The 26,733-nt window shown below is 66.0% G+C and carries 31 protein-coding genes; all 31 read left to right on the forward strand.

The genetic code is table 11. The annotated features are described in order from the left end of the window. Window positions 1-4 precede the first annotated feature (4 nt). The 31 genes from ACYVKI_RS09255 (at window position 5) to map (ending at window position 26,584) form a co-directional block, all read left to right on the forward strand. The gene (locus ACYVKI_RS09255) at window positions 5-3,892 is read left to right on the forward strand and encodes a DNA-directed RNA polymerase subunit beta' (protein ID WP_460690063.1); all 3,888 of its coding nucleotides are present in this window, start codon (window positions 5-7) and stop codon (window positions 3,890-3,892) included. 141 nt (window positions 3,893-4,033) lie between these two features. Beyond that, window positions 4,034-5,053 carry a DUF4349 domain-containing protein gene (locus tag ACYVKI_RS09260; protein ID WP_460690064.1) on the forward strand — a complete coding sequence of 340 codons (1,020 nt, stop codon included), beginning with the start codon at window positions 4,034-4,036 and terminating at the stop codon, window positions 5,051-5,053. 169 nt (window positions 5,054-5,222) lie between these two features. Further along, on the forward strand, window positions 5,223-6,503 hold the full coding sequence (locus tag ACYVKI_RS09265) for an OmpA family protein (RefSeq protein ID WP_460690065.1): 1,281 nt from the start codon (window positions 5,223-5,225) through the stop codon (window positions 6,501-6,503). After that, a complete protein-coding gene (locus ACYVKI_RS09270; RefSeq protein ID WP_460690066.1) occupies window positions 6,500-8,308 on the forward strand; it encodes an OmpA family protein in 1,809 nt (602 codons plus the stop codon). The genes ACYVKI_RS09265 and ACYVKI_RS09270 overlap by 4 nt, the downstream gene beginning before the upstream one ends. Before the next feature lie 300 nt (window positions 8,309-8,608). Next, a complete protein-coding gene (rpsL, locus tag ACYVKI_RS09275) occupies window positions 8,609-8,983 on the forward strand; it encodes a 30S ribosomal protein S12 (protein ID WP_070161800.1) in 375 nt (124 codons plus the stop codon). Next, window positions 8,983-9,453, forward strand: coding sequence for a 30S ribosomal protein S7 (gene rpsG, locus ACYVKI_RS09280; protein WP_460690067.1), 471 nt, complete (start codon window positions 8,983-8,985; stop codon window positions 9,451-9,453). Before rpsL ends, rpsG begins: the two co-directional genes overlap by 1 nt. A gap of 164 nt (window positions 9,454-9,617) precedes the next feature. Then, complete coding sequence (gene fusA / locus ACYVKI_RS09285) at window positions 9,618-11,732, forward strand: elongation factor G (protein WP_460690068.1); 2,115 nt, start codon at window positions 9,618-9,620, stop codon at window positions 11,730-11,732. A gap of 262 nt (window positions 11,733-11,994) precedes the next feature. After that, a complete protein-coding gene (gene tuf / locus ACYVKI_RS09290; RefSeq protein ID WP_460690069.1) occupies window positions 11,995-13,185 on the forward strand; it encodes an elongation factor Tu in 1,191 nt (396 codons plus the stop codon). Window positions 13,186-13,758: 573 nt separating this feature from the next. Next, entirely contained in the window at window positions 13,759-14,067 is a 309-nt protein-coding gene (rpsJ, locus tag ACYVKI_RS09295) for a 30S ribosomal protein S10 (RefSeq protein ID WP_022871716.1), read from the forward strand. A gap of 23 nt (window positions 14,068-14,090) precedes the next feature. Next, entirely contained in the window at window positions 14,091-14,753 is a 663-nt protein-coding gene (gene rplC / locus ACYVKI_RS09300; RefSeq protein ID WP_460690070.1) for a 50S ribosomal protein L3, read from the forward strand. A 5-nt stretch (window positions 14,754-14,758) separates the two neighbouring features. Then, complete coding sequence (gene rplD, locus ACYVKI_RS09305) at window positions 14,759-15,379, forward strand: 50S ribosomal protein L4 (RefSeq protein WP_460690071.1); 621 nt, start codon at window positions 14,759-14,761, stop codon at window positions 15,377-15,379. After that, window positions 15,376-15,681 (forward strand): 50S ribosomal protein L23, encoded by a 306-nt coding sequence (gene rplW / locus ACYVKI_RS09310; RefSeq protein ID WP_460690072.1) that lies wholly within the window; start codon window positions 15,376-15,378, stop codon window positions 15,679-15,681. Before rplD ends, rplW begins: the two co-directional genes overlap by 4 nt. Before the next feature lie 36 nt (window positions 15,682-15,717). Further along, window positions 15,718-16,554, forward strand: a complete 837-nt coding sequence (gene rplB / locus ACYVKI_RS09315; RefSeq protein ID WP_460690073.1) for a 50S ribosomal protein L2 — start codon at window positions 15,718-15,720, stop codon at window positions 16,552-16,554. Between the two features lie 12 nt (window positions 16,555-16,566). Next, entirely contained in the window at window positions 16,567-16,848 is a 282-nt protein-coding gene (gene rpsS / locus ACYVKI_RS09320) for a 30S ribosomal protein S19 (protein WP_179540888.1), read from the forward strand. A gap of 61 nt (window positions 16,849-16,909) precedes the next feature. Continuing rightward, window positions 16,910-17,275, forward strand: a complete 366-nt coding sequence (rplV, locus tag ACYVKI_RS09325) for a 50S ribosomal protein L22 (protein ID WP_179540887.1) — start codon at window positions 16,910-16,912, stop codon at window positions 17,273-17,275. Further along, window positions 17,275-18,096 carry a 30S ribosomal protein S3 gene (rpsC, locus tag ACYVKI_RS09330; protein WP_460690074.1) on the forward strand — a complete coding sequence of 274 codons (822 nt, stop codon included), beginning with the start codon at window positions 17,275-17,277 and terminating at the stop codon, window positions 18,094-18,096. Before rplV ends, rpsC begins: the two co-directional genes overlap by 1 nt. Next, window positions 18,096-18,512, forward strand: coding sequence for a 50S ribosomal protein L16 (gene rplP, locus ACYVKI_RS09335; protein ID WP_460690075.1), 417 nt, complete (start codon window positions 18,096-18,098; stop codon window positions 18,510-18,512). The genes rpsC and rplP overlap by 1 nt, the downstream gene beginning before the upstream one ends. A 2-nt stretch (window positions 18,513-18,514) precedes the next feature. Beyond that, on the forward strand, window positions 18,515-18,781 hold the full coding sequence (gene rpmC / locus ACYVKI_RS09340) for a 50S ribosomal protein L29 (protein ID WP_460690076.1): 267 nt from the start codon (window positions 18,515-18,517) through the stop codon (window positions 18,779-18,781). A gap of 2 nt (window positions 18,782-18,783) precedes the next feature. After that, window positions 18,784-19,068, forward strand: a complete 285-nt coding sequence (gene rpsQ, locus ACYVKI_RS09345; protein ID WP_460690077.1) for a 30S ribosomal protein S17 — start codon at window positions 18,784-18,786, stop codon at window positions 19,066-19,068. 375 nt (window positions 19,069-19,443) lie between these two features. Next, on the forward strand, window positions 19,444-19,815 hold the full coding sequence (gene rplN / locus ACYVKI_RS09350; RefSeq protein ID WP_460690078.1) for a 50S ribosomal protein L14: 372 nt from the start codon (window positions 19,444-19,446) through the stop codon (window positions 19,813-19,815). A 3-nt stretch (window positions 19,816-19,818) separates the two neighbouring features. Further along, window positions 19,819-20,154: a 50S ribosomal protein L24 gene (rplX, locus tag ACYVKI_RS09355; RefSeq protein ID WP_460690079.1), complete on the forward strand. Its 336-nt coding sequence runs from the start codon at window positions 19,819-19,821 to the stop codon at window positions 20,152-20,154. Then, window positions 20,154-20,732 carry a 50S ribosomal protein L5 gene (rplE, locus tag ACYVKI_RS09360; RefSeq protein ID WP_460690080.1) on the forward strand — a complete coding sequence of 193 codons (579 nt, stop codon included), beginning with the start codon at window positions 20,154-20,156 and terminating at the stop codon, window positions 20,730-20,732. Before rplX ends, rplE begins: the two co-directional genes overlap by 1 nt. Window positions 20,733-20,843: 111 nt before the next feature. Then, complete coding sequence (rpsH, locus tag ACYVKI_RS09365) at window positions 20,844-21,242, forward strand: 30S ribosomal protein S8 (RefSeq protein WP_460690081.1); 399 nt, start codon at window positions 20,844-20,846, stop codon at window positions 21,240-21,242. Window positions 21,243-21,262: 20 nt separating this feature from the next. Next, the gene (gene rplF, locus ACYVKI_RS09370) at window positions 21,263-21,799 is read left to right on the forward strand and encodes a 50S ribosomal protein L6 (protein WP_460690082.1); all 537 of its coding nucleotides are present in this window, start codon (window positions 21,263-21,265) and stop codon (window positions 21,797-21,799) included. 3 nt (window positions 21,800-21,802) lie between these two features. After that, complete coding sequence (gene rplR, locus ACYVKI_RS09375; RefSeq protein WP_460690083.1) at window positions 21,803-22,174, forward strand: 50S ribosomal protein L18; 372 nt, start codon at window positions 21,803-21,805, stop codon at window positions 22,172-22,174. Beyond that, window positions 22,171-22,914 (forward strand): 30S ribosomal protein S5, encoded by a 744-nt coding sequence (gene rpsE, locus ACYVKI_RS09380; protein ID WP_460690084.1) that lies wholly within the window; start codon window positions 22,171-22,173, stop codon window positions 22,912-22,914. Before rplR ends, rpsE begins: the two co-directional genes overlap by 4 nt. Next, a complete protein-coding gene (gene rpmD / locus ACYVKI_RS09385; RefSeq protein WP_460690085.1) occupies window positions 22,911-23,141 on the forward strand; it encodes a 50S ribosomal protein L30 in 231 nt (76 codons plus the stop codon). The genes rpsE and rpmD overlap by 4 nt, the downstream gene beginning before the upstream one ends. After that, window positions 23,141-23,635 carry a 50S ribosomal protein L15 gene (gene rplO / locus ACYVKI_RS09390; RefSeq protein WP_460690086.1) on the forward strand — a complete coding sequence of 165 codons (495 nt, stop codon included), beginning with the start codon at window positions 23,141-23,143 and terminating at the stop codon, window positions 23,633-23,635. Before rpmD ends, rplO begins: the two co-directional genes overlap by 1 nt. 236 nt (window positions 23,636-23,871) lie before the next feature. Further along, the gene (secY, locus tag ACYVKI_RS09395; RefSeq protein WP_460690087.1) at window positions 23,872-25,179 is read left to right on the forward strand and encodes a preprotein translocase subunit SecY; all 1,308 of its coding nucleotides are present in this window, start codon (window positions 23,872-23,874) and stop codon (window positions 25,177-25,179) included. Next, window positions 25,176-25,745 carry an adenylate kinase gene (locus tag ACYVKI_RS09400; protein WP_460690088.1) on the forward strand — a complete coding sequence of 190 codons (570 nt, stop codon included), beginning with the start codon at window positions 25,176-25,178 and terminating at the stop codon, window positions 25,743-25,745. The genes secY and ACYVKI_RS09400 overlap by 4 nt, the downstream gene beginning before the upstream one ends. Further along, window positions 25,745-26,584 carry a type I methionyl aminopeptidase gene (gene map / locus ACYVKI_RS09405; protein ID WP_460690089.1) on the forward strand — a complete coding sequence of 280 codons (840 nt, stop codon included), beginning with the start codon at window positions 25,745-25,747 and terminating at the stop codon, window positions 26,582-26,584. Before ACYVKI_RS09400 ends, map begins: the two co-directional genes overlap by 1 nt. Window positions 26,585-26,733 lie beyond the last annotated feature (149 nt).

Consider the following 26,733-nt stretch of genomic DNA (forward strand, 5'->3'; position numbering starts at 1 on the left):
GACTATGTCCAACGAATCCTCATTCGGCACCATGCGCATCGCGCTGGCCACCGGTGATGACATCCGCAGCTGGTCCCACGGTGAGGTCAAGAAGCCGGAGACCATCAACTATCGGACCCTGAAGCCGGAGAAGGACGGACTCTTCTGTGAGAAGATCTTCGGCCCCTCCCGGGACTGGGAGTGCTACTGCGGCAAGTACAAGCGCGTGCGCTTCAAGGGCATCATCTGTGAGCGCTGCGGCGTCGAGGTGACCCGTGCCAAGGTCCGCCGTGACCGGATGGGCCACATTCAGCTGGCCGCTCCGGTGACCCACATCTGGTACTTCAAGGGTGTCCCGTCGCGACTGGGCTACCTGCTGGACCTGGCGCCGAAGGACCTGGAGAAGGTCATCTACTTCGCCGCCTACATGATCACTTCCGTGGACGAAGAGCGTCGTCATGAGGACCTGCCGAACCTGCAGGCCGAGTACGACCAGGAGATCAAGCACCTGGCCGACCAGCGTGACGCCGACATCGCCGCCGTCGCGAAGGACCTCGAGGGCGACCTCGAGCGTCTGGAGGGCGAGGGCGCCAAGGCCGCGGAGAAGAAGAAGGCCCGTGACGCCGCTGAGAAGCAGATGTCGCAGATCCGCAAGCGTGCCGACGCCGAGATCGAGCAGCTGGAGAAGGTCTGGGACCGTTTCAAGAACCTCAAGGTCTCCGACCTGGAGGGTGACGAGGCGCTGTTCCGCGAGCTGCGGGCCCGTTACGGCCAGTACTTCGAGGGCTCCATGGGTGCTGAGTCGATCCAGCGGCGCCTGGAGAACTTCGACATGGAGGCCGAGGCGGAGAAGCTGCGGGAGACCATCAGCACGGGCAAGGGCCAGCGGAAGACCCGGGCGCTGAAGCGTCTGAAGGTCCTCAATGCGTTCCTGGGCACCGGCAACACTCCGCAGGGCATGGTGCTCGACGCCGTGCCGGTGATCCCGCCGGAGATCCGTCCGATGGTCCAGCTGGACGGGGGGCGCTTCGCGACCTCCGACCTCAACGACCTGTACCGTCGTGTGATCAACCGCAACAACCGTCTGAAGCGTCTGCTGGACCTCGGTGCTCCCGAGATCATCGTCAACAACGAGAAGCGCATGCTCCAGGAGTCTGTGGACTCGCTGTTCGACAACGGCCGCCGCGGTCGCCCGGTCACCGGACCGGGCAACCGCCCGCTGAAGTCGCTGTCCGACATGCTCAAGGGCAAGCAGGGGCGTTTCCGTCAGAACCTGCTCGGCAAGCGTGTGGACTATTCGGGCCGTTCGGTCATCGTGGTGGGTCCGCAGCTGCAGCTGCACGAGTGCGGTCTTCCCAAGCAGATGGCGCTCGAGCTGTTCAAGCCGTTCGTGATGAAGCGGCTGGTGGACCTCAACCACGCCCAGAACATCAAGTCCGCGAAGCGGATGGTGGAGCGTCAGCGCTCCCAGGTGTGGGATGTGCTCGAGGAGATCATCACCGAGCACCCGGTGCTGCTCAACCGTGCTCCCACCCTGCACCGTCTGGGGATCCAGGCCTTCGAGCCGCAGCTGGTGGAGGGCAAGGCCCTGCAGCTGCACCCGTTGGTCTGTGCGGCGTTCAACGCGGACTTCGACGGTGACCAGATGGCGGTGCACCTGCCGCTGAGCCCGGAGGCCCAGGCTGAGGCGCGCATTCTGATGCTGTCCTCGAACAACATCCTGAAGCCCTCGGACGGCCGGCCGGTGGCTCTGCCCTCGCAGGACATGATCATCGGTCTGCACCACCTCACCACAGTCCGCGAGGACGAGGCCGGGGCTGGCCGGGCTTTCGCCTCGGTGGGTGAGGCGCAGATGGCCTTCGACCTCGACGAGCTGCACCTCAACGCTCCGGTGAAGATCACGGTGGAGGGCTTCGTGCCCTCGGCCGAGATCCCTGCCCCGGAGGGCTGGGAAGAGGGTCGTCCGGCGACCGTCGACACCACGCTGGGCAAGGTGCTGTTCAACGAGCTGCTCCCTGAGGACTACCCGTGGCAGGACACGGTCGCGGACAAGGGCCAGCTCTCCTCGCTGATCAATGATCTCGCGGAGCGCTACCCGACCGTGACCACGGCCCGGACCCTGGACAACCTCAAGGATGCGGGCTTCTACTGGTCGACCCGTTCCGGCGTCACCGTGGCCATCTCGGACATCACCTCCGACATGGACAAGCAGGACATCATGGATGCCTATGAGGATCAGGCCGCGAAGGTCCAGTCGCAGCATGACATGGGTCTGATCGGGGACGACGAGCGTCACGCCGAGCTGGTGGAGATCTGGTCCAAGGCGACCGACGAGGTCGCAGCCGCCATGAAGGACGGCATGGACTCGTTGAACAACATCAACCGGATGGTGACCTCGGGAGCTCGAGGAAACTGGCTGCAGGTCCGGCAGATCGCCGGGATCCGTGGTCTGGTGACCAACCCGCGTGGTGACATCATCCCGCGTCCCATCAAGTCCTCCTACCGTGAGGGCCTGTCGGTCCTCGAGTACTTCATCGCGACCCACGGCGCCCGCAAGGGTCTGGCGGACACCGCGCTGAAGACGGCGAACTCGGGTTACCTGACGCGTCGTCTCGTGGACGTCTCGCAGGATGTGATCGTCCGTGAGGAGGACTGCGGCACCTCTCGGGGGCTGACGGTCCCGATCGCGGTCGCCGACGAGAACGGCGAGCTGCGGCTCCATGAGGCCGTCGAGAACTCCGCCTATGCGCGGACTCTCGCGGTCGACGTCGCCGACGCCGACGGGACTGTGCTGGCCGAGAGCGGCACGGATGTGGGCGATGTCCTCATCGGCCGGCTCTTCGAGGCCGGGATCACCGAGGTCAAGGTGCGTTCCGTGCTGACCTGTGAGTCTCCCGTGGGCACCTGCTCGCTCTGCTACGGCCGGTCGCTGGCCACCGGCAAGACGGTGGACATCGGTGAGGCCGTGGGCATCATCGCCGCCCAGTCCATCGGTGAGCCGGGCACGCAGCTGACGATGCGTACCTTCCACACCGGTGGTATCGCGTCGGCGGATGACATCACCCAGGGTCTGCCCCGTATCCAGGAGCTCTTCGAGGCCCGCACCCCCAAGGGTGTGGCGCCGATCGCAGAGACCGCCGGTCGGGTGCGCCTGGAGGATGCCGAGAAGCAGCTGCGCCTGGTGCTGACCCCCGACGACGGCACGGAGGAGCAGGCCTACCCGGTGCTGCGTCGTGCGCGTCTGCTGGTGGAGGACGGGGAGCACGTCGAGGTCGGCCAGCAGCTGGTCGCCGGTGCGGTGGACCCGAAGCAGGTGCTCCGTGTGCTGGGCCCGCGGGCCGCGCAGAAGTTCCTGGTCGCCGAGGTCCAGGACGTCTATCAGTCCCAGGGCGTGGGCATCCACGACAAGCACGTGGAGGTCATCGTCCGTCAGATGCTGCGCCGAATCACGGTCATCGACTCCGGTGGCACGGCGCTGCTGCCGGGTGAGCTGACCGACCGCTTCCGCTTCCAGCGGGAGAACCGGAAGGCTGTGGCCGAGGGGCTGCAGCCGGCCTCCGGCCGTGACGAGCTGATGGGCATCACCAAGGCGTCGCTGGCCACGGATTCCTGGCTGTCGGCGGCCTCCTTCCAGGAGACCACCCGTGTCCTGACCCAGGCGGCGATGGAGGGCAAGTCTGACCCGCTGCTGGGCCTGAAGGAGAACGTGATCATCGGTAAGCTCATCCCGGCCGGCACCGGTCTGGACCGCTATACCCAGTCGACGGTGGAACCCACGGAGGAGGCCAAGGCGAACCTGTTCACCGGGCCGAGCCTGTACGGCTCCAGCTTCGACTACGCCGGTGTGGAGGGCGAGGGTGAGTTCCACGCCATCCCGCTGGATGACTACAACACCGAGGTCGACTTCCGCTGACCTATGGTTGAGGCTCTGCGTCGTCGGAGCACTCGGCAGTGACATGAGAGCCCGGATCCCGCAGGGGTCCGGGCTCTTGTGCGTCTGCGGCGGGTGGTGTTCGAGGTGCTGCACGCAGGGTCTTGTCCTCAGATGCGTCCAATGGCATCATGGATTCACATCTGCAAAGTTATAGGGGTGGAGGGTCGGGGCATGGGGGCGACAGGCGAGGATGGGCGGTCCGGCGGGGCGGTGCTTCGGGGGCTGCGCTGGGGGCTTGCCCTCGTGGTGGTGATCCTCCTGCTGGTCGGATGCGGGGTCGGTGATGGTGAGGCTGACCGTGAGGGGGTCGCGGACCATGACGCCGTCGAGGAGTTCGCTCCTGAGGCGCCGGGTCAGGAGCGCACTCCTCCGGGCACCGGGGCCGAGGATCGCGACGTGGTCACCACGGCCTCGGCCGTCGTGGAGGTGCGTGATGTCGGCGCGGCTGTCGCCGACGTCGTCGAGCAGGTGGAGGCCTATGGTGGCTACGTCGAGGCGCGGCGGGAGAGTGCCGAGGATGATGGTCGGCTCAGTCTGGCCCGGCTGACGCTGCGTGTGCCCGCCGAGCATCTCTCTGAGCTGCTGGACGATCTCGACGATGTGGGGAGCATTCATGACCTGAGTCAGCGAGCCCAGGATGTCACCGGGACGGCGCGTGACCTCGACGCCCGGATCGAGGCTCTCGAGACCTCGGTGGAGCGTCTCTTGGAGATCATGGATCAGGCCGCCGGCAGTGAGGAGCTACTGGCGGCGGAGACCGCGTTGAGCGAACGTCAGGCGGAGCTGGAGTCGCTCTCCTCCCAGCGGGGTGTCCTGACGGACCAGGTGGAGATGTCGATGCTTGAGCTGGAGCTGCTCGACGGGCGAGTCGCGTCGGTCCGTGCGGACGGCTTCTTCGGGGGACTGCAGTCCGGTTGGAACGGCCTGCTGCGAGCCGCTGATGGGGTGCTGGTGCTGGTCGGCGTTCTCCTGCCGTGGGTCCCGGCGCTGGTGGTGGCAGGGTTCGGCGGTGTGTGGCTGGCCCGGCGGGCTGGTCGGCGTCGTGGGCTGCGGCGGAGCGTGCGCGCTCAGGGGCTCGGTGTTGCGCCACAGGAGGAGGCGGGAGAGGGCCATGCGGAGGAGTCTCCCCAAGACCGCTGAGAATATTGCATCAGCAAAACCATGCCGATAGGCTTTGCGTAAGTGAATATTTCGGGCTCACTCTGGTGAGCCTCCAGCAGGAGGATGAGTCATGCGGGACATCGGGAGAGCGCGAGGCCAGGCGATCCTCGGCGGGGCTGCGGTGGGAGCTCTGCTGCTTGCCGGCTGCATGCCACTCGGACAGAGTGAGGTCGAGGAGCGCCCTCGGGAGACGGAGGCGCCGGCCATCGACGAGAGCGACGGTGATGACGATGCGGCCCCTGGCGCGGAGGGGGAGCGCGTGGAGGATGACGGCGACGGCAGCGGCGACGCTGGCGACGATGAGGGTCGGCACGACGAGGGTGCCGGCGTCGGCGACCGGCTCGTCGCGGAGGTCGGGGATCCGATCGACATCGCGGAGTGCGAACCGGGCGAGGGTTACACCGTCACCATGCTCGACGACGTCGTGATCGAGGAGCAGGTGTTCCCCGGGACCGATCCGGAGGTCATCGAGATCGACGGCGAGGAGATTGAGATCCCCGGGGCGCCCGAGATCGTCATCCCCGAGCGCGTCGCCCAGGCGGGTTGCCTCATCGAGCATGAGGCGCCCGGGGCCTGCCTGCCTCGGGTGGAGATCTCCTCCGCCTACATCCCTGCGGTCACTCTGCCGGAGCGTGTCCTGCCGGAGGTGGAGCTGCCGGACGGCGCAGTGCTGGAGGAGGTCGCCCAGGACGCCCTGGAGTTGGCCGCCGTCGAGGTGGATGGCGTAGTGGCCGATCAGGTGTGTCAGCAGGAGGCGGAGGATGCAGAGTCCGGCGACTGGATCTGGTCCGTCTACCGGTGGTCGGTCTACCGCTGGTCCGAGTACCAGTGGTCCGAGCGCCAGTGGTCCGAGCGGCGCGGGAGCACCAGTGGGGACGACTGGAGGGTGTCGACGATGACGCTGGAGACGGTCACCGCCGAGACGCTGGCGCTGCCGACGGTGAAGATTCCGACGGAGAAGCTGGAGACGTATCGCCTGGATGATGCCGAGCATACGGAGCGTACCGATGACGACGATCGCACCGCCTACATCACCGAGAGTGATGTGCTCTTCGATCCGGATGAGTACGAGGTCCGTGCGGAGGCGGAAGGGGACCTGCGAGCCATCGCCGAGGACATCGCCGCCCGCGACGACGACTACGCGATCACTGTCGAAGGGCACACTGATGATGTGCCGACGGAGGAGTACGACGACAATCAGGAGCTCTCCGAGCTGCGCGCGGACTCGGTGCGGGACTGGCTGATTGAGGAGGCCGACGTCGACGCGGACGTGATCTCAGCCGAAGGCCTCGGTGAGGACGTGCCGCGGGCGGACAATGCCACCGAGGAGGGGCGGGCGGAGAACCGTCGGGTGGTCATCACGGTGAAGCCCACTGGCCGCGAGACGGAGCCGGACTACGAGATCGGTGATGAGGACGAGGAGGAATGATGGGGGCGAGGGAGACGGGCGCGGGGCGCCCGAAGGTCGCCGCAGCAGGAGCCGTGCTGGCAGCGTTGCTGGTGCTGACCGGCTGTGGGCCGACCGGAGGTGGTGGCGACGATGCGGCGCAGGAGCCAGAGGGTGGGTCGACGCCCACGCAGGACGGCGATGTGGGGTCCGTGCCGGAGACGCAGGCCACCCCCGTCGAGGACGCGGAGGAGGAGAATCGTCAGGAGGACCTCGACGGTGCGGAAGCCCCCGCGGCAGAGGTGCCGGATCCGGTGACTGTGGAGGAGGTGCTGTGGGACTTCCGCGCCGATGAGGAGCATCGGATGACGGCAGAGGTCGGTCCCATCGTCCGCGAAGGAGATCTCGCCGTGCTGCCGATCCTCTTCGACTCCGATCATCCGGACGAGGTGAGAGTCCATGATCTGCTGGATGTCGGCATCGCCCTTCGGGAGGGTACCTCCACTCGGCAGGGATACGACCTGCGCCTCATCGACGCCGCCGCCAGGACGGTGTCGCACACCGCTGTCCTGCCCGCTGACGTCTCGGAGACGGGCTCCTTCGCCATCTCCCCACGGCCGGACTCGGTGGGCCAGGGTCGTGATCCGGCGAATTTCTATGCGGTCTTCGCCGCTCCGGAGTCGGACAGCGTGCATGTGCTGATGCGTCAGCTGGGTGCAGCCGAGGACGTGCCGGTGGTCGATGAGCCGTGGGCCGAGGATCTGCCGGATGTCCGAGACCTGATGGACGAGACGCATGTCACTCTGCAGCGCAATCACTACCCTCTCGACGTGCTGCAGGCGCGGGTGGAGCCCTTGGAGACCTACCGTGAGGGCGTCGAGCACCAGGTGGGGCGGCTGGATGGGGAGGAGCAGTCCACGGTGACCATCGCCAGCGATGTGCTCTTCGACATCGATGAGTCGGAGCTCGGTCCGGAGGCGGACGCGGTCCTGGAGGCGGCCGTCGCAGAGCTTGACGGGGCTGAGGGCGGTGCGCTGGAGATCATCGGCCACACGGATGACGTCCTCGATGAGGAGCACAACCAGGCGCTCTCCGAGGCGCGGGCGGAATCCGTCCATGACCGTCTGGAGGAGCTCACAGACCTGAGTGCCTTCGACGGCGTCTCCACGGACGGACGTGCCTTCCATGAGCCGGTGGCCTCGAACGGGACGGAGGAGGGGCGTGCGCAGAACCGTCGAGTGGAGCTGCACTTCACTCCTCCCGCGGAGCCGCAGGTCAGAGATGCTGCTGAGGCGGAGCTGCCGGAGGCCTTGGGTGCGGTGGCGCAGCACCCGGAGACGGCGGAGGCTGAGGACTTCGACATCACCGTCGACTCCGTGCGGCAGGCCGGAGATGTGTTCATCGGCAGGATCACCGTCGGTGCGACAGGGGAGTCGCAGCATTTTCAGACGGCGCTCAACCACGGGTGGGCCTCGGGCGTGGGTCCGCGAGGCCTTGCCGACGGGGAGGTGGCCGAGTCCAGTCAATGGTCGGCCTATGGGCCCACCATGATCGTTGGTGATCAGCGGTATTACCCGATGGATTACTTTCTGACGCCCTTGGAGGGAGGGCGGCTCGACGACGCTGAGAGCGCCGAGACGTTCTTCGTCCCATTGGCTGACCGCTACGTGGACGGAAGTGGCGCGGATGTCGGCACGTATGTGCGAGCAACAGTCATCTGGCCGGCCGTCGACGCCGACGAGGTCACCATCGACCTGACGCTCCCGGAGGAGTGGGAGCCGGATCGGTGGAACGTCCCCAGGGTTGATCCCTGGAGGGTCACTGAGGTGCCGGTCGAGGAGGGATGAGCAGGCCGGCGTCGGCATGGGGAAGCGGGGGCCGGAGGTGAGGGGTCCCCGGCCGCTCCGTTTCGCCAGGCTGAGCCGGAGCTGGTATCGTTGACTCGATTGTTTCTGTGTGGCAGAGGGACTCGGTCCGGGTTGCGGGGAAGTTGCGCAACGAATGCCACATTTTTGCACGCCCAGGGGCCTTTCCCGCGGATCGTGTCAGAACCGATCGCACGCGGGATCTACAGCATCCCTCAGCTCGACCGGTCTGCGGTGTGTCCGCGGAGCGTCAAGCCCGAAACCACGTATGGAGAACGCATAGTGCCTACTATCCAGCAGCTGGTGCGCAAGGGGCGCACTCCCAAGGTTGCCAAGAACAAGACCCCTGCCCTGCAGGGCAGCCCGATGCGTCGCGGTGTCTGCACCCGTGTGTACACCACGACCCCGAAGAAGCCGAACTCCGCACTCCGGAAGGTCGCCCGTGTGCGCCTGAACGGCGGCGTCGAGGTCACCGCCTACATCCCCGGCGAGGGGCACAACCTGCAGGAGCACTCGATCGTGCTCGTGCGCGGCGGTCGTGTGAAGGACCTCCCCGGTGTCCGCTACAAGATCGTCCGCGGCGCCCTCGACACCCAGGGTGTCAAGGGCCGCGGCCAGGCCCGCAGCCGCTACGGCGCGAAGAAGGAGAAGAAGTAATGCCTCGTAAGGGACCTGCTCCCAAGCGCCCGCTCGTCCAGGACCCCGTCCACGGCTCCCCGCTGGTCACCCAGCTGATCAACAAGGTGCTCGTCGACGGTAAGAAGTCCACTGCGGAGCGCATCGTCTACGGCGCCCTCGAGGGCGTCCACCAGAAGACCGGCGAGGACGCCGTGGGCGTCCTGAAGAAGGCCATGGACAACGTCCGCCCGGCCCTCGAGGTCCGCTCCCGCCGGGTCGGCGGCGCCACCTACCAGGTGCCGGTCGAGGTCAAGCCTGGACGTGCCACGGCGCTGGCCCTGCGCTGGCTGGTCGGCTACTCCAAGGACCGCCGCGAGAAGACCATGACCGAGCGTCTGATGAACGAGATCCTCGACGCCTCCAACGGCCTGGGTGCCGCGGTGAAGCGTCGTGAGGACACGCACAAGATGGCTGAGTCCAACAAGGCATTCGCCCACTACCGCTGGTGAACGGACGCCTGCGCGAGACGTCTCGTCCGCGCCCGGTCGGCCCGTCGCCCTGCGGGGCGAGGCTTCACCGGCGCGGACGGTCCGCGTAGGCTGTTCGGAGTCGGCAGCCCGCGCTGACGGCTCTGCCCTTTTGAGAGAGACCTGAGAGGACAAGGGGATCAACCGTGGCACAAGACGTGCTCACTGACCTGAAGAAGGTCCGCAACATCGGCATCATGGCGCACATCGATGCCGGTAAGACCACCACCACCGAACGCGTCCTGTTCTACACGGGCATCAACCACAAGCTGGGTGAGACCCACGACGGTGCGTCGACGACGGACTGGATGGCACAGGAGAAGGAGCGCGGCATCACGATCACCTCTGCCGCGGTGACCTGCTTCTGGGAGAACAACCAGATCAACATCATCGACACCCCGGGTCACGTGGACTTCACCGTCGAGGTGGAGCGTGCCCTGCGCGTGCTCGACGGCGCCGTCGCCGTGTTCGACGGCAAGGAGGGCGTGGAGCCCCAGTCCGAGACGGTCTGGCGCCAGGCGGACAAGTACAACGTGCCGCGCATCTGCTTCGTCAACAAGATGGACAAGCTCGGTGCGGACTTCTACTTCACCGTCGACACCATCGTCGAGCGCCTGAAGGCCAAGCCGCTGGTGCTGCAGCTGCCGATCGGCTCCGAGAGCGACTTCGTCGGCGTCGTCGACCTGCTCCACATGAAGGCCCTGGTCTGGCCGGGCGACGCCAAGGGCGACGTGTCCCTGGGTGCCGAGTATGAGACCCGGGAGATCCCCGAGGACCTGAAGGAGCGTGCGGAGGAGTACCGCAACAAGCTCGTCGAGGCCGTCGCCGAGGCCGACGAGGAGCTCATGGAGAAGTACTTCGAGGGCGAAGAGCTCACCGTCGACGAGCTCAAGACCGGAATCCGCAAGCTCACCATCGCCGGTGACGCGTACCCGGTCCTCTGCGGCTCTGCGTTCAAGAACCGCGGTGTGCAGCCGATGCTGGACGCCGTGGTCGACTACCTGCCCAGTCCGCTGGACGTGAAGGCGATGGAGGGCCACGCGCCCAACAACGAGGAGGAGATCCTCTACCGCAAGCCGAGCAAGGACGAGCCCTTCTCGGCGCTGGCGTTCAAGATCGCGGCCCACCCGTTCTTCGGGCAGCTGACCTACATCCGGGTCTACTCGGGCACGCTGACCTCCGGGGCGCAGATCTACAACACGACCAAGGGCAAGAAGGAGCGCATCGGGAAGCTCTTCCAGATGCACTCCAACAAGGAGAACCCGGTCGAAGAGGTCGTGGCGGGGCACATCTACGCGGTGATCGGTCTGAAGGACACCACCACCGGTGACACCCTGTCTGACTCGAACTCCCAGATCGTGCTCGAGTCGATGACCTTCCCGGAGCCGGTGATCTCGGTGGCCATCGAGCCGAAGTCGAAGGGTGACCAGGAGAAGCTCTCCACGGCCATCCAGAAGCTCGCGGCCGAGGACCCCACCTTCACCGTGAACCTCAACGAGGAGACCGGGCAGACCGAGATCGGCGGCATGGGTGAGCTGCACCTGGACGTGCTGGTCGACCGTATGAAGCGCGAATTCAAGGTCGAGGCCAACGTCGGCAAGCCGCAGGTCGCCTACCGCGAGACCATCCGGCAGAAGGTCGAGAAGGTCGAGTACACCCACAAGAAGCAGACGGGTGGCTCCGGCCAGTTCGCGAAGGTCCTGGTGGACTTCGAGCCGTTGGACACCTCCGAGGGCGAGCTCTACGAGTTCGAGAACGCCGTCACCGGTGGTCGCATCCCGCGGGAGTACATCCCGTCGGTGGACGCCGGGATCCAGGACGCCATGCAGCTCGGTGTGCTGGCGGGCTACCCGATGGTCGGTGTGAAGGCGACGCTGACCGATGGGCAGTACCACGACGTGGACTCCTCGGAGATGGCCTTCAAGCTGGCCGGCTCCCAGGTGTTCAAGGAAGGTGCGAGGCGCGCCAAGCCGGTGCTGCTCGAGCCGACCATGGCCGTCGAGGTCCGCACGCCTGAGGAGTACATGGGCGACGTCATCGGCGACCTCAACTCGCGCCGCGGCCAGATCCAGTCCATGGACGACGCCGCCGGTGTGAAGGTCGTCAAGGCCCTGGTGCCGCTGTCCGAGATGTTCGGCTACATCGGCGAGCTACGTTCCCGCACTCAGGGTCGTGCCGTCTTCACCATGACCTTCGACTCCTACGCCGAGGTGCCGAAGGCCGTCTCCGAGGAGATCATCGAGAAGAGCCGCGGCGAGTGAGGTGATCCCTCACTCCTGAAGCTCACCATCTGTTCCCCCGGGGCCGTCCCGGTCGCCGGGGGAGCGGGTCCTGGACGGGGCGAGCTCCGGAATCGTCCCGCCGTCCATCGTCCTGACGGGAACAGGTCACCCCGTCCCGTCGGGCATCCGGAGAATTTCACCAAACACCATGCGCCCCAGTAGACTTGCGAGAGTTTCAGCCTCGACCCACGTGCGGCTGATAGTAAGTCTTCTGACCTGACACGTTCTATAGGAGGAACCTGTGGCCAAGGCAAAGTTCGAGCGGAGCAAGCCGCACCTCAACATCGGCACCATCGGTCACGTCGACCACGGCAAGACCACCCTGACCGCCGCCATCTCCAAGGTGCTGGCCGACAAGTACCCGGACCTCAACCAGGTCAAGGACTTCGCCGGCATCGACAACGCTCCGGAGGAGCGCGAGCGCGGCATCACGATCAACGTCTCCCACGTGGAGTACCAGACGGAGAAGCGCCACTACGCGCACGTCGACGCTCCCGGTCACGCCGACTACGTGAAGAACATGATCACCGGTGCTGCCCAGATGGACGGTGCGATCCTGGTGGTCGCCGCCACTGACGGCCCGATGGCCCAGACCCGTGAGCACGTCCTCCTGGCCCGCCAGGTCGGCGTCCCCGCGCTGCTGGTCGCCCTCAACAAGGCCGACATGGTCGAGGACGAGGAGCTGCTGGACCTCGTCGAGATGGAGGTCCGCGAGCTGCTCTCCGAGCAGGAGTTCGACGGCGACAACGCTCCGGTCATCCGCACCTCCGGCCTGAAGGCTCTCGAGGGCGACGCCGAGTGGGTCAAGACCGTCGAGGACCTCATGGACGCCGTCGACGAGTTCATTCCGGAGCCGGAGCGTGACAAGGACAAGCCGTTCCTGATGCCGATCGAGGACGTCTTCACCATCACCGGCCGCGGCACTGTGGTCACCGGTCGCGCCGAGCGCGGCACCCTGAAGATCAACTCCGAGATCGAGATCGTCGGCATCCGCGAGAAGCAGAAGACCACGGTCACCGGTATCGAGATGTTCCACAAGCAGCTCGACGAGGCCTGGGCCGGCGAGAACTGCGGTCTGCTGCTGCGCGGTCTGAAGCGTGACGACGTCGAGCGCGGTCAGGTCGTGGCCGCACCCGGCTCGATCACCCCGCACACCGATTTCGAGGCGAACGTCTACATCCTGTCCAAGGATGAGGGCGGCCGACACAACCCCTTCTACACCAACTACCGTCCGCAGTTCTACTTCCGTACGACTGACGTGACCGGCGTGATCTCGCTGCCCGAGGGCACCGAGATGGTCATGCCCGGCGACAACACTGAGATGACCGTCGAGCTCATCCAGCCGATCGCCATGGAGGACGGCCTCGGCTTCGCCATCCGTGAGGGTGGCCGCACCGTCGGGTCGGGTCGTGTGACCAAGATCCTGAAGTGATCTGATCACCTCGCCTGATCCGCAGGTGGCCCTCGGCTGACGTCGAGGCGCACACCGAGGATGCACGAGAGCCCCCGATGTCCCAACGGACGTCGGGGGCTCTCGTTTTGCGCGGAGAGAGTTTTTCTGTCAAGATGGACAAGTTGCTCACGGACGAGTGCGCCCACCGAGCAGAACGTCCTGCGGCCCAGCTGCAGAAGATTCTCTCAGAGGAGCAGGAGTCCCGGCGCCGGCAGGCGCCGACGAGCTGTCGATCTTTCCCGATATCAACCCGACCCACGCGGTGTGTCCTGCTGTGCGCGGAGTTCTCCGCTCATCAAAGCGACACGCCCGACCGCGGGGGTCGGAGACCGGCAGGGCGAGCAGCCCGTCATCACGACGGGTTCGGCCTGACCGGGTTGTGCATCACGGCTTTGCCTGATGCGCAGTCCACAACTGCAGAAGGGGAGTGCCGCCGGGGCCTGTCTGGGACCGGACCGGGCGATGCCTTTTCTGGGAGCGTCATGCTCAGCCGCAGCAGTGGACTGCGAGAAGACCAGACGAAGAAGCACTGACCAGAAAGAGGCAGACGCCATGGCGGGACAGAAAATCCGCATCCGGCTGAAGTCGTATGACCACGAGGTCATCGACACCTCAGCCCGGAAGATCGTTGACACGGTCACGCGCGCAGGTGCGACGGTAGTGGGCCCGGTTCCGCTGCCGACGGAGAAGAACGTGTACGCCGTGATCCGTTCTCCCCACAAGTACAAGGACAGCCGCGAGCACTTCGAGATGCGCACCCACAAGCGCCTCATCGACATCGTCGACCCCACGCCCAAGGCGGTCGACTCGTTGATGCGTCTCGACCTGCCTGCAGATGTCAACATCGAGATCAAGCTCTGAAGCAGGGAGGTGCTGAGAGAACTATGACCAACATTTCCCGCGTCGAACTGAACGTCAAGGGACTGCTGGGCACGAAGCTCGGCATGACCCAGGTCTGGGACGAGGACAACAACCTCATCCCGGTCACTGTCGTCCAAGCCGACTCCAACGTCATCACGCAGGTCCGCACTGACGAGACCGACGGATACAACGCCGTACAGATCGGCTACGGCCAGATCGACCCGCGCAAGGTCACCAAGCCGCTGGCCGGGCACTTCGCCAAGGCCGGTGTGACCCCGCGTCGGCACCTGGTGGAGGTCCGCACCGCGGACGCCTCCGCCTACGAGGCCGGTCAGGACCTCTCTGTGGAGGCCTTCGACGCCGGCCAGAAGGTCGACGTCATCGGCAAGACCAAGGGCAAGGGCTTCGCCGGCGTCATGAAGCGTCACGGCTTCGCCGGTGTGGGTGCCTCCCACGGCCAGCACAAGAACCACCGCAAGCCGGGCGCGATCGGTGGCGCCGCCACCCCGGGCCGCGTCTTCAAGGGTGTGCGCATGGCCGGTCGGATGGGCAACGAGCGTCACACCACGCACAACCTCACCGTCCACGGCGTGGACGCCGAGAAGAACCTGCTGCTCATCAAGGGCGCCGTCCCCGGCGCCCGCGGCCAGGTCGTCCTGGTTCGCACGGCAGTGAAGGGAGCATGATCCACATGGCCAACAAGGTTTCCGTCGACCTCCCTACCGAGGTCTTCGACGCCAAGACCAACGTCGCGCTGATCCACCAGGTCGTCGTCGCACAGCAGGCCGCCGCCCGTCAGGGCACGCACAAGGTCAAGACGCGCGCCGAAGTGTCCGGGACCACCGCGAAGCCGTTCCGTCAGAAGGGGACCGGTCGTGCTCGTCAGGGCTCGATGATCGCCCCCCACATGATCGGCGGCGGCATCGTCCACGGTCCGACCCCGCGCAGCTACGCGCAGCGCACCCCGAAGAAGATGAAGGCCGCCGCTCTGCGCGGTGTCCTGTCCAACCGGGCACGCAACGGTCGGATCCACGTGGTCGACGCGCTCGTCACCGAGACGCCGTCCACCAAGGCCGCCAAGGAGGCACTGGCCTCGCTGAGCGGCCAGAACCGCAACTGGCTGGTCGTGATCGACCGCAGCGACGACGTCGCCGCGCTGTCGACCCGCAACCTGCCCAACGTCCACACGCTGTACTCGGACCAGCTGAACACCTACGACGTCGTCGTCTCCGACGACGTGGTGTTCACCCAGGCCGGCTATGACGCCTTCCTCGCGCAGCAGGCGGGCGCCGAGAAGGAGGAGACCAAGTGAGCGTCCTGACCGAGAAAGACCCCCGGGACGTGGTCATCGCACCGGTCGTCTCGGAGAAGTCCTACGGCCTGATCGACGAGGGCAAGTACACGTTCCTCGTCGACGTGAAGGCCACGAAGTCGGAGATCAAGTACGCCGTGGAGAAGATCTTCTCCGTGAAGGTCGACTCCGTGAACACGATCAACCGTTCCGGCAAGCGGAAGCGCACGCGCTTCGGCTGGGGGCAGCGCAACGACACCAAGCGCGCGATCGTGACCCTCAAAGAGGGCAACATTGACATCTTCGGAGGTCCGCTGGGCTGACGCCTGGCGGAGACCACTTAATCGAGGAAGTAGAACATGGCTATCCGTAACCTCAAGCCGACCACTCCGGGCCAGCGTGGCTCGTCGGTGGCCGACTTCGCAGAGATCACCCGGGACACCCCGGAGAAGTCCCTGCTGCGCCCGCTGTCCAAGAGCGGCGGCCGCAACAGCTCGGGCAAGATCACCACTCGTCACAAGGGTGGCGGTCACAAGCGCCAGTACCGTCTGATCGACTTCCGTCGGGCAGACAAGGACGGCGTCCCGGCCAAGGTCGCGCACATCGAGTACGACCCGAACCGCACCGCTCGCATCGCGCTGCTGCACTTCGCCGACGGGACGAAGCGCTACATCCTGGCCCCGGCCAAGCTGGAGCAGGGTGCGCCGGTGGAGTCCGGTCCGAACGCCGACATCAAGCCCGGCAACAACCTGCCGCTGCGCAACATCCCTCTGGGCACCGTGATCCACGCGGTGGAACTGCGTCCGGGCGGCGGTGCCAAGCTCGGCCGTTCCGCCGGAGCCTCCATCCAGCTGGTGGCCCGAGAGGGCAGGTTCGCCCAGCTGCGGCTGCCCTCCGGTGAGGTGCGCAACGTCGACGTCCGCTGCCGTGCGACCGTCGGTCAGGTGGGCAACGCCGAGCAGTCCAACATCAACTGGGGCAAGGCCGGCCGCAACCGGTGGAAGGGCATCCGCCCGACCGTCCGCGGTGTGGTCATGAACCCGATCGACCACCCGCACGGTGGTGGTGAGGGCAGGACCTCCGGCGGACGCCACCCGGTGAACCCGAACGGCAAGCCCGAGGGTCGCACCCGTCGCCCCAACAAGGAGAGCGACAAGCTCATCGTGCGTCGCCGTCGTACCAAGAACAAGCGATAGGAGCCTGGAGACATGCCACGCAGCTTGAAGAAGGGCCCCTTCGTTGATCAGCACCTGTACCTGAAGGTCGTCGCTGAGAACGAAAAGGGCACCAAGAACGTCATCAAGACCTGGTCCCGCCGTTCCATGATCATCCCGGACATGCTCGGCCACACCATCGCCGTGCACGACGGTCGCAAGCACATCCCGGTGTTCATCACCGAGTCGATGGTCGGGCACAAGCTCGGCGAATTCGCTCTGACCCGCACGTACCGCGGCCATGTGAAGGACGACAAGAAGGGCAAGCGTCGCTGATCCCGTGCAAGGGATGAGTGAACGTGAGCCTCTTCTATCGAGAGACGAGAGAAGGAAAGCAATGGAAGCCAAGGCAATTGCGCGCTACCTGCGTGTGACGCCTATGAAGGCCCGGCGCGTCGTCGACCTTGTCCGCGGCAAGCAGGCAAACGAGGCACTGGCGATTCTCCAGTTCGCCCCGCAGGCTGCCTCTGAGCCGGTGTACAAGGTGGTCGCGTCCGCTCTGGCGAATGCTCGCCAGCACGCCGACAAGGCCGGTGTCGCCTTCAACGAGGACGACTACTACGTCACCGAGGCCCGTGTGGACGAGGGACCGACCATGAAGCGGTTCCGGCCGCGTGCCCAGGGTCGGGCATACCGCATCAACAAGCGCACCAGCCACGTCAGCGTCGTGGTCGGTACGGAAGAGAAAGGTGGGGATCAGTAGTGGGACAGAAGATCAACCCCAATGGTTTCCGTCTGGGCATCACCACTGACCACGTCTCCCACTGGTACGCCGACTCGAACAAGCCGGGTCAGCGCTACAAGGACTTCGTGAAGGAAGACGTCCAGATCCGGGAGCTGCTCAACAAGAGCGTCGAGCGCGCCGGCATCTCCAAGGTCGAGATCGAGCGCACTCGTGACCGCGTCCGGGTGGACATCCACACGGCCCGGCCGGGCATCGTGATCGGTCGCCGGGGTGCCGAGGCCGACCGCATCCGCGGGGAGCTCGAGAAGCTCAGCGGCAAGCAGATCCAGCTGAACATCCTCGAGGTGAAGAACCCCGAGACCGACGCTCAGCTGGTCGCCCAGGGTGTGGCCGAGCAGCTCGCCTCGCGCGTGGCGTTCCGCCGTGCGATGAAGAAGGCCATCTCCTCGGCGATGCGTGCCGGGGCCAAGGGCATCCGTATCCAGTGCGCCGGTCGTCTGGGCGGCGCCGAGATGTCCCGTTCGGAGTTCTACCGTGAGGGTCGCGTGCCGCTGCACACCCTGCGGGCGAACATCGACTTCGGCCGGCACGAGGCCAAGACGACCTTCGGTCGCATCGGCGTCAAGGTCTGGGTCTACAAGGGTGACCTGACCGACAAGGAGCTGGCCGCACAGCAGGCCGCCCAGCCCTCGGGGCGTGGCGGTCGCGGCGGTCGTGGCGGCCCCGGTGGTCGTGGCGGCCCGGGCGGCGGTGAGCGTCGTCGTCGTGGCGGTCGCAGCCGTGACGAGCAGGCTCAGCCCCAGGGCGCCGAGTCTGGTGCAGAAGGAGGTCAGGGCTGATGTTGATGCCCCGTCGAGTCAAGTACCGCAAGCCGCACAAGCCCAAGCGTCGCGGCCAGGCCAAGGGTGGCACCGAGCTCGCCTTCGGTGAGTACGGGATCCAGGCCCTGAGCCACTCCTACGTGACGAACCGGCAGATCGAGTCGGCACGTATCGCGATGACCCGCTACATCAAGCGAGGCGGAAAGGTGTGGATCAACATCTACCCGGACCACCCGCTGACCAAGAAGCCCGCGGAGGTCCGTATGGGCTCCGGCAAGGGCTCGCCCGAGTGGTGGGTCGCCAATGTCAAGCCCGGACGCGTGATGTTCGAGCTGTCCGGTGTCAGCGAAGAGGTCGCCAAGGAGGCCCTGCGTCTGGCAATCCACAAGCTGCCGATGAAGGCACGCGTGATCAGTCGAGAGAGTGGTGAGTGACGATGGCAGTTGGATCCAAGGATCTGACGGTTGAGAAGCTCTCGACCATGGATGAGGCTGCGCTGGCTGACCAGCTGCGCAGCGCCAAGGAGGAGCTGTTCAACCTGCGCTTCCAGTCCGCCACCGGTCAGCTGGAGAACTCCAGTCGTCTGAAGGCCGTCAAGCGGGACATCGCCCGGATCTACACGGTCCTCCGGGAGCGTGAGCTGGGCATCCGCGAGATGGTCGGCGCCGAGGCGGAGTCCACTGAAGAGAAGGCTGAGGACTGATCATGAGCGAGAACAGCACAGAAGCACAGGGCACGGAGCGCAACTACCGCAAGAACCTCCGCGGTGTCGTCGTGTCCGACAAGATGGACAAGACCATCGTGGTCGAGGTCGAGGACCGCCGCAAGCACTCCCTGTACGGGAAGGTGATGAAGCGGCACTCGAAGTTCAAGGCCCACGACGAGAACGGTGAGGCCGGCATCGGCGACACCGTGCAGATCTCGGAGACTCGCCCGCTCTCGGCGACCAAGCGCTGGCGTCTGGTGCGGATCATCGAGAAGGCCAAGTGATCATCAGCTGATGATCGTCTGCTGCGAGGCCTCGTCAGAGCCGCCGCAGCGGCCCCGGCTGTGAGAGCCGGACATCGTTCGGGACCCGACTCACCCTCGTGAGTTGGGTCCCGAACTGTTTTCAGGTATGATATTGAGGCTGTGCGCCCTTATAGCGGGACCATCCATCTCGCGGGCCCTCATCGCCGGCTGTGAAGCCGGGAGGGTCGAGGAAAGCGCATGTCCCCCAAGGCCGCCTCGGCCCCGTGGACAGTGACAGATCGCGCCTGACGCGATGGACCACGGGGGTAAGCGGCGGGGGAGTGTTCCCGAAGAAGTTCCGCAAGGCTCGTCGGATGGACGACGAGAACCGGCGAGACGACAGGAGATAACTACGTGATCCAGCAGGAATCGCGGCTGAAGATCGCTGACAACACCGGTGCCAAGGAAATCTTGGTCATCCGTGTTCTCGGCGGTTCCGGACGCCGTTACGCAGGCATCGGCGACACGTTCGTCGCCACCGTCAAGGACGCCATCCCCGGCGGAAACGTCAAGAAGGGCGACGTCATCAAGGCTGTGCTCGTCCGTTCCAAGAAGAAGACCCGCCGTCACGACGGCTCCTACATCAGCTTCGATGAGAACGCTGCCGTCATCCTCAAGGGTGACACTCCGGAGCCCCGCGGCACCCGAATCTTCGGGCCGGTGGGTCGTGAGCTGCGCGACAAGAAGTTCATGAAGATCGTCTCGCTCGCGCCGGAGGTGCTCTGACTCATGGCAAAGATCAAGAAGGACGACCTCGTCCAGGTGCTCAGCGGCAAAGACCGCGGCAAGCAGGGCAAGGTCCTCGAGGTGCAGCCCGCCAAGGAACGGGTCGTCGTCGAGGGCGTCAACCGTGTGAAGCGTCACCTCCGTGCCGGCCAGTTCGGCAGCACCGAGGGAGGCATCGTCGAGTCCGAAGCCCCCCTCCACATCTCCAACGTCGCCGTGGTGGACCCGGAGTCGGGCAAGCCCACCCGTGTCGGCTACCGGGAGGAGACCGTCGAGCGTGACGGCCGCACCAAGACGGTGCGGGTCCGCTACGCCAAGGCCTCCGGAAAGGACCTGTGATGACCGAGGTGCAGAGCGTGACTGAGAAGATCACCCCCCGTCTGAAGACCAAGTACCGCTCCGAGATCCGCGATGCCCTGCAGAGCGAGTTCGGCTACGGCAACGTCATGGAGATCCCCGGCCTGGTGAAGGTCGTGGTGAACATGGGCGTCGGCGAGGCCGCACGCGACTCCAAGATCATCGACGGCGCGGTGCGTGACCTGACCAACATCACCGGCCAGAAGCCGAAGGTGACTCGTGCCCGCAAGTCCATCGCGCAGTTCAAGCTGCGTGAGGGTCAGCCGATCGGTACGCACACCACCTTGCGCGGCGACCGCATGTGGGAGTTCATCGACCGCCTGGTCACGCTGGCGCTCCCGCGCATCCGTGACTTCCGCGGCCTGAGCCCCAAGCAGTTCGACGGCAACGGCAACTACACGTTCGGTCTGACCGAGCAGTCGGTGTTCCATGAGATCGATCAGGACAAGATCGACCGCGCCCGCGGCATGGACATCACCGTGGTGACCACCGCCAAGACCGACGACGAGGGCCGCGCGCTGCTGAAGGCGCTCGGCTTCCCCTTCAAGACCGAACAGTAATCACTACGCCGCAGGTCCTTTCACCAGAGGTTCCGTCACCGCCGGCCCGGCCGGTGGCGATGCGTTCCTTCGGAGATCGGAAACCGCGGCGAGGAAGGGCACACGCCCCACATGACAATGACTGATCCAGTCGCAGACATGTTGACTCGTCTGCGCAACGCCAACTCGGCCTTCCACGACCAGGTCTCCATGCCCAGCTCCAAGCTGAAGGTGCGGGTGGCCGACATCCTCAAGGCCGAGGGTTACATCACCGAGTGGCGCGAGGAGGAGGCCGAGGTCGGCAAGACCTTGGTCATCGACCTCAAGTTCGGCCCGAACCGTGAGCGTTCGATCGCCGGCCTGCGCCGCATCTCGAAGCCCGGTCTCCGGGTGTACGCGAAGTCCAACAACCTCCCGCACGTGCTGGGCGGCCTGGGCATCGCGATCCTGTCCACCTCTTCCGGTCTGCTCACGGACCGGCAGGCTGCCAAGAAGGGCGTCGGCGGGGAAGTCCTCGCCTACGTCTGGTAACCGGAAGGAGTCGAAGCACAATGTCACGCATCGGTCGTCTTCCGATCACCATCCCTGCCGGCGTCGAGGTCTCCCTCGACGGCCGTGATATCTCCGTGAAGGGCCCCAAGGGTGAGCTTCACCGGACCCTCTCCGAGGGCATCATCGTCACCATCGAGGAGGGCACCATCACGGTGACCCGCCCCGATGATGAGCGTGAGTCCCGCTCGCTGCACGGTCTGACCCGCACCCTGATCAACAACATGATCATCGGTGTGACCGAGGGCTACACCAAGAAGCTCGAGATCGTCGGCACCGGTTACCGTGTGCAGGCCAAGGGTTCGGACCTCGAGTTCGCCCTGGGCTACTCGCACCCGGTCCCGGTCTCCGCCCCTGAGGGCATCACCTTCCAGGTCGAAGGTGCCAACAAGCTCGCGGTCTCCGGCATCGACAAGCAGCAGGTCGGCGAAGTCGCCGCCAACATCCGCAAGCTGCGCAAGCCCGACCCGTACAAGGGCAAGGGCGTGCGCTACGAGGGCGAGCAGATTCGCCGCAAGGCCGGAAAGGCAGGTAAGTAACGCATGGCTATTGGTATCAAGGGCAAGTCGAAGTCCGCTGCCCGCGGCCGTCGTCACCTCCGCCTGCGCAAGCGGATCAGCGGTTCCGCCGAGCGTCCGCGCCTGGTGGTCACCCGTTCCGCTCGCCACATGGTGGCTCAGGTCGTCGACGACGACCGCAGCCGGACCCTGGTGTCCGCCACCACGATGGAGGCGGACCTGCGCAGCTCGGACGCTGACAAGACCGCCAAAGCGAAGAAGGTCGGCGAGCTGATCGCTGAGCGCGCCCAGGCTGCCGGCATCGAGGCCGTGGTCTTCGACCGCGGCGGCAACAAGTACCACGGTCGCGTGGCCGCCGTCGCCGACGGCGCTCGGGAGGGTGGTCTGAAGCTGTGAGTGAGAACACCGACAACACTGTGAAGGACTCATCTGTGACTGAGGCCAACGAGAACGCCGCCCAGGCTGCTCAGCAGCCGCAGGTCGGCGAGACCCAGCAGGCCGCCGAGAAGAGCTCCGGCCGTGACGAGCGTGGCGGCCGTGGTGGCCGTGGGCGCGGTCGCGGCGAAGGCCGGGGACGTGGTGGCCGCGAGGACGACCGGGACAAGTTCCTCGAGCGCGTCGTGACCATCAACCGCGTCTCCAAGGTCGTCAAGGGCGGTCGTCGCTTCAGCTTCACCGCGCTGGTCGTCGTCGGCGACGGCGACGGCATGGTCGGCGTGGGCTACGGGAAGGCCAAGGAGGTCCCCGCCGCGATCCAGAAGGGCGTGGAGGAGGCCAAGAAGAACTTCTTCCGCGTGCCGCGCGTCGGCTCCACCATCCCGCACCTGGTCAAGGGCGAGGACGCCGCCGGCGTCGTGCTGCTGCGTCCGGCCTCGGCCGGTACCGGTGTGATCGCCGGTGGTCCCGTCCGCGCCGTGCTGGAGTGCGCCGGCATCCATGACGTGCTCACCAAGTCCATGGGCTCGGTGAACGCGATCAACATCGTGCATGGCACCATCGACGCCCTGAAGCAGCTCGAGGAGCCCCAGGCCGTGGCCGCCCGCCGCGGCAAGGCCCTCGACGAGGTCGCACCGGCCCCGATGGTCCGCACCATGGAGGCGGACCGCGAGGCTCGTGCGCAGAAGGCAGGTGCATGAGGGTGACTGTCAACTACACCACCGCGAAGAACCTGGTCCCCAGCGACAGCACGCTGGAGATAACCCAGAAGAAGTCCACCATCGGCGCCACGCCGAAGCACCGTGACACCCTGCGTTCGCTGGGTCTGAAGCGGATCGGCCACACTGTGGTCCGGGACGCCGATGCGGTCACCGTGGGCATGCTGAACTCAGTGAAGCATCTCGTGAATGTTGAGGAGGGCAAGTGATGGCAGAGAACAACGCTGCCGAGTCCGAGGTCCTCAAGGTCCACGACCTGCGTCCGGCCCCCGGCTCCAAGAAGGCCCGCACCCGTGTGGGCCGTGGTGAGGCGTCCAAGGGCAAGACGGCAGGCCGCGGCACCAAGGGCACCAAGGCCCGCTACCAGGTCCGCGCCGGCTTCGAGGGTGGGCAGCTGCCGCTGCACATGCGTCTTCCGAAGCTGCGCGGCTTCAAGAACCCGAACCGGGTCGAGTTCTCCCCGGTGAACCTGTCCACGCTCGGGGAGCTCTTCCCCGACGGCGGCGAGGTCACCCCGGAGATCCTGGTCGCCAAGGGTGTGGCCAAGAAGGGTCGCCCGGTGAAGGTGCTCGGCACCGGTGACGTCTCCGCCGCGCTGCAGGTGAAGGCTCACGCCTTCTCCGCATCCGCGCAGGAGAAGATCACCGCGGCCGGCGGTTCGGTCGCCAGGCTGGACCTGCGTCCGGCTCCGGCTCAGGACTGAACGGCCCATCGCTGATCCATGACGGCCCCCGTCGCGTGCGACGGGGGCCGTCGTGCATCCGTTTCCCATCCATCGTTCGCCGCGCTGAGACCGTTGAGGACGCCTGACGGGGCATTGGGCCCCGGCAGGATTCTCACCGGCCGCGCATGTGACGTTAGTATGGCTACTTGTGTGGCCGCCGCACTCCGGCGGCTCCGCACCATCGCCATGCCGAGGCACCATCCACAGGAGGACGCTTGTTCAGCGCACTAGCCAGGGTGTTCAAGACGCCCGACCTGCGCCGTAAGATCTGGTTCACGATCGGGATCATCACGATCTACCGCATCGGGGCCTTCATCCCGGCCCCCGGGGTGGACTACGGCGCTGTCCAGCAGTGCCTGGCGCTGTTCGACCAGGAGGGGGGCGTCTACTCCTTCGTCAACATGTTCTCCGGCGGAGCGATGCTGCAGGTCTCCGTCTTCGCACTGGGGATCATGCCCTACATCACCGCGGCCATCATCGTGCAGCTGCTGCGCGTGGTCATCCCGCGCTTCGAGACGCTGCAGCGGGAGGGCCCGCAGGGTCAGGCGAAGCTGACGCAGTACACGCGGTACCTGACCATCGGTCTGGCCACGCTGAACGCCACCACGCTGGTGGCCACCGCACGCACCGGTGCGCTGCTGGGCTGCGACATCCCGATCATCCCGGACGACTCCCTGTGGGTCATCGTCCTGATGATCCTGGTGATGACCTCCGGTGTCGCGCTGATCATGTGGCTCGGTGAGCAGATCACCGAGCGTGGGGTCGGCAACGGCATGTCGATCCTGATCTTCGTCTCCATCGCCGCCGGCTTCCCGGGCGCGATGGGCGAGATCTGGACTGTGCAGGGCTGGCGCACCTTCGCCCTGGTGATGCTCATCGGTCTGGTGACCATTACGGCAGTGGTCTTCGTGGAGCAGTCCCAGCGCCGTGTGCCGGTGCAGTACGCGAAGCGCCAGGTGGGGCGCCGCACGGTCGGTGGGACCTCCACCTACATCCCGATCAAGGTGAACATGGCCGGGGTGATCCCGGTGATCTTCTCCTCCTCGGTGCTGATGCTTCCCTCGGTGTACCTGCAGTTCAACCAGCCGGCTCCGGGGGAGGAGCTCGGATGGTTCGCCGAACTCATCCAGACATACTTCGGCGGCGGCACCCACCCGGTCTACATGGCCGTGTTCTTCCTGCTGACGATCGGCTTCACGTACTTCTACGTGACCATCACGTTCAATCCGAACGAGGTCGCGGAGAACATGCGCAAGTACGGCGGCTTCATCCCGGGCATCCGAGCCGGTCGACCCACGGAGAGCTACTTGGCGTACGTGATCTCCCGGATCACCTTCCCCGGCTCGCTGTACCTGGGCTTCATCGCCCTGATCCCGCTGATCGCCTTCGTGCTGATCGGTGCCAGCCAGAACTTCCCGTTCGGCGGCACGTCCATCCTCATCATGGTGGGTGTGGGTCTGACCACGGTGAAGCAGATCAACGCTCAGATGGAACAGAGGAACTACGAAGGGCTGCTGCGATGACGCGTATGCTGATCGTCGGACCTGCGGGGTCCGGCAAGGGAACCCAGTCGAAGAGGATCGCCGAGGAGCTGGGCATCGTGGCCATCTCCACCGGAGACATCTTCCGGGCCAACATCAAGGGCCAGACCGCACTGGGCCAGGAGGCGCAGAAGTACGTCGACGCCGGTGAGCTTGTGCCGGACTCGGTCACCAATCGCATGGTCGAGGACCGGCTCTCCTGGGAGGACGCTGCGGGCGGCTTCCTGCTCGACGGCTACCCGCGCAACCGCACCCAGGTCACCGCTCTGGACGGGATGCTCTCCCGTCTGGGGGTGGAGCTCGACGTCGTGCTGGAGCTCACCGCCGACCGCGAGGAGCTGACCCAGCGGCTGAAGAAGCGCGCGGAGATCGAGGGGCGTGAGGACGACGCCGACGAGTCCGCGATCCGCCGCCGTCTGGAGCTCTTCGAGACAGAGACGGCCCCGATGATCGCCGAGTACGACTCCCGGGGCCTGCTCCGTCAGGTCGACGGGCTGGGTGAGATCGACCAGGTCTATGGACGCATCATGGAAGCGATCCGCGGCTGATGTTCTCCCGTCCCCGCGTCGAGCTCAAGACGCCCGAGCAGCTGGCCTCTATGGACGCCGCAGGTTCGGTGCTGTGTGAGGCGCTCGACGCCGCTGTCGCCGCCGCCGAGCCGGGACGCACGACGGCGGAGCTCGATGCGGTCTTCGCTGAGGTGCTCGCCGCTCACGAGGCGAAGCCGAACTTCCTGAACTACCACGGCTTCCCCGGGCACATCTGCACCTCGGTCAATGAGGAGGTCGTGCACGGCATCCCCGGTGACCGGATCCTCAACGCAGGGGATGTGCTGAAGATCGACGGCGGCTGCATCATCGATGGCTGGCACTCCGACTCGGCACGCACCGTCATCCTGGGCTCTTCTGAGACGGGCACGGCCGACGCCGGCGACGAGCGGCTCTCGGAGATCACCCGCCAGGCGATGTGGCGGGGGATCGCAGCCTTCGCCACGGCCCGCCATGTCGGGGAGATCGGCGAGGCCATCGAGGAGCATGTCGTCTCCCAGACAGGAGCGCCCCTCGGCATCCTGGAGGACTATGTCGGCCACGGGATCGGCTCGGCGATGCACCTGCCGCCGGACGTCTTCAACTACGCCACCGGCATGAAGGGCACCAGGATCAAGCCCGGGCTGGCGCTGGCCATCGAACCGATGCTCACGCGCGGCGGGATCGAGACCCGGGTGCTCGACGACGACTGGACTGTGGTGACCGAGGACGGCACCCGTGCCAGCCAGTGGGAGCACTCGGTCGCCCGACACGACGGGGGAATCTGGGTGCTGACGGCACCCGACGGAGGAGCCTCCGAACTCGAGCCGCTCGGGGTCTCCCCAGTGCCGATCCGGTGACCCCGATCCGCTGACGTCTCGACGAATTGCCGGGTCGACGCGGTCTCAGGTACTATTGACTGCTGGTTGTCTCTGTGGTTCAGCCGTGCCTGCAGACCGGCGGGCGTCCTGCGTCCCCGGTCCCCGGGACGGCGGGGCCCAGCGGCGTC

It is taken from the genome of Nesterenkonia suensis (assembly GCF_054782935.1).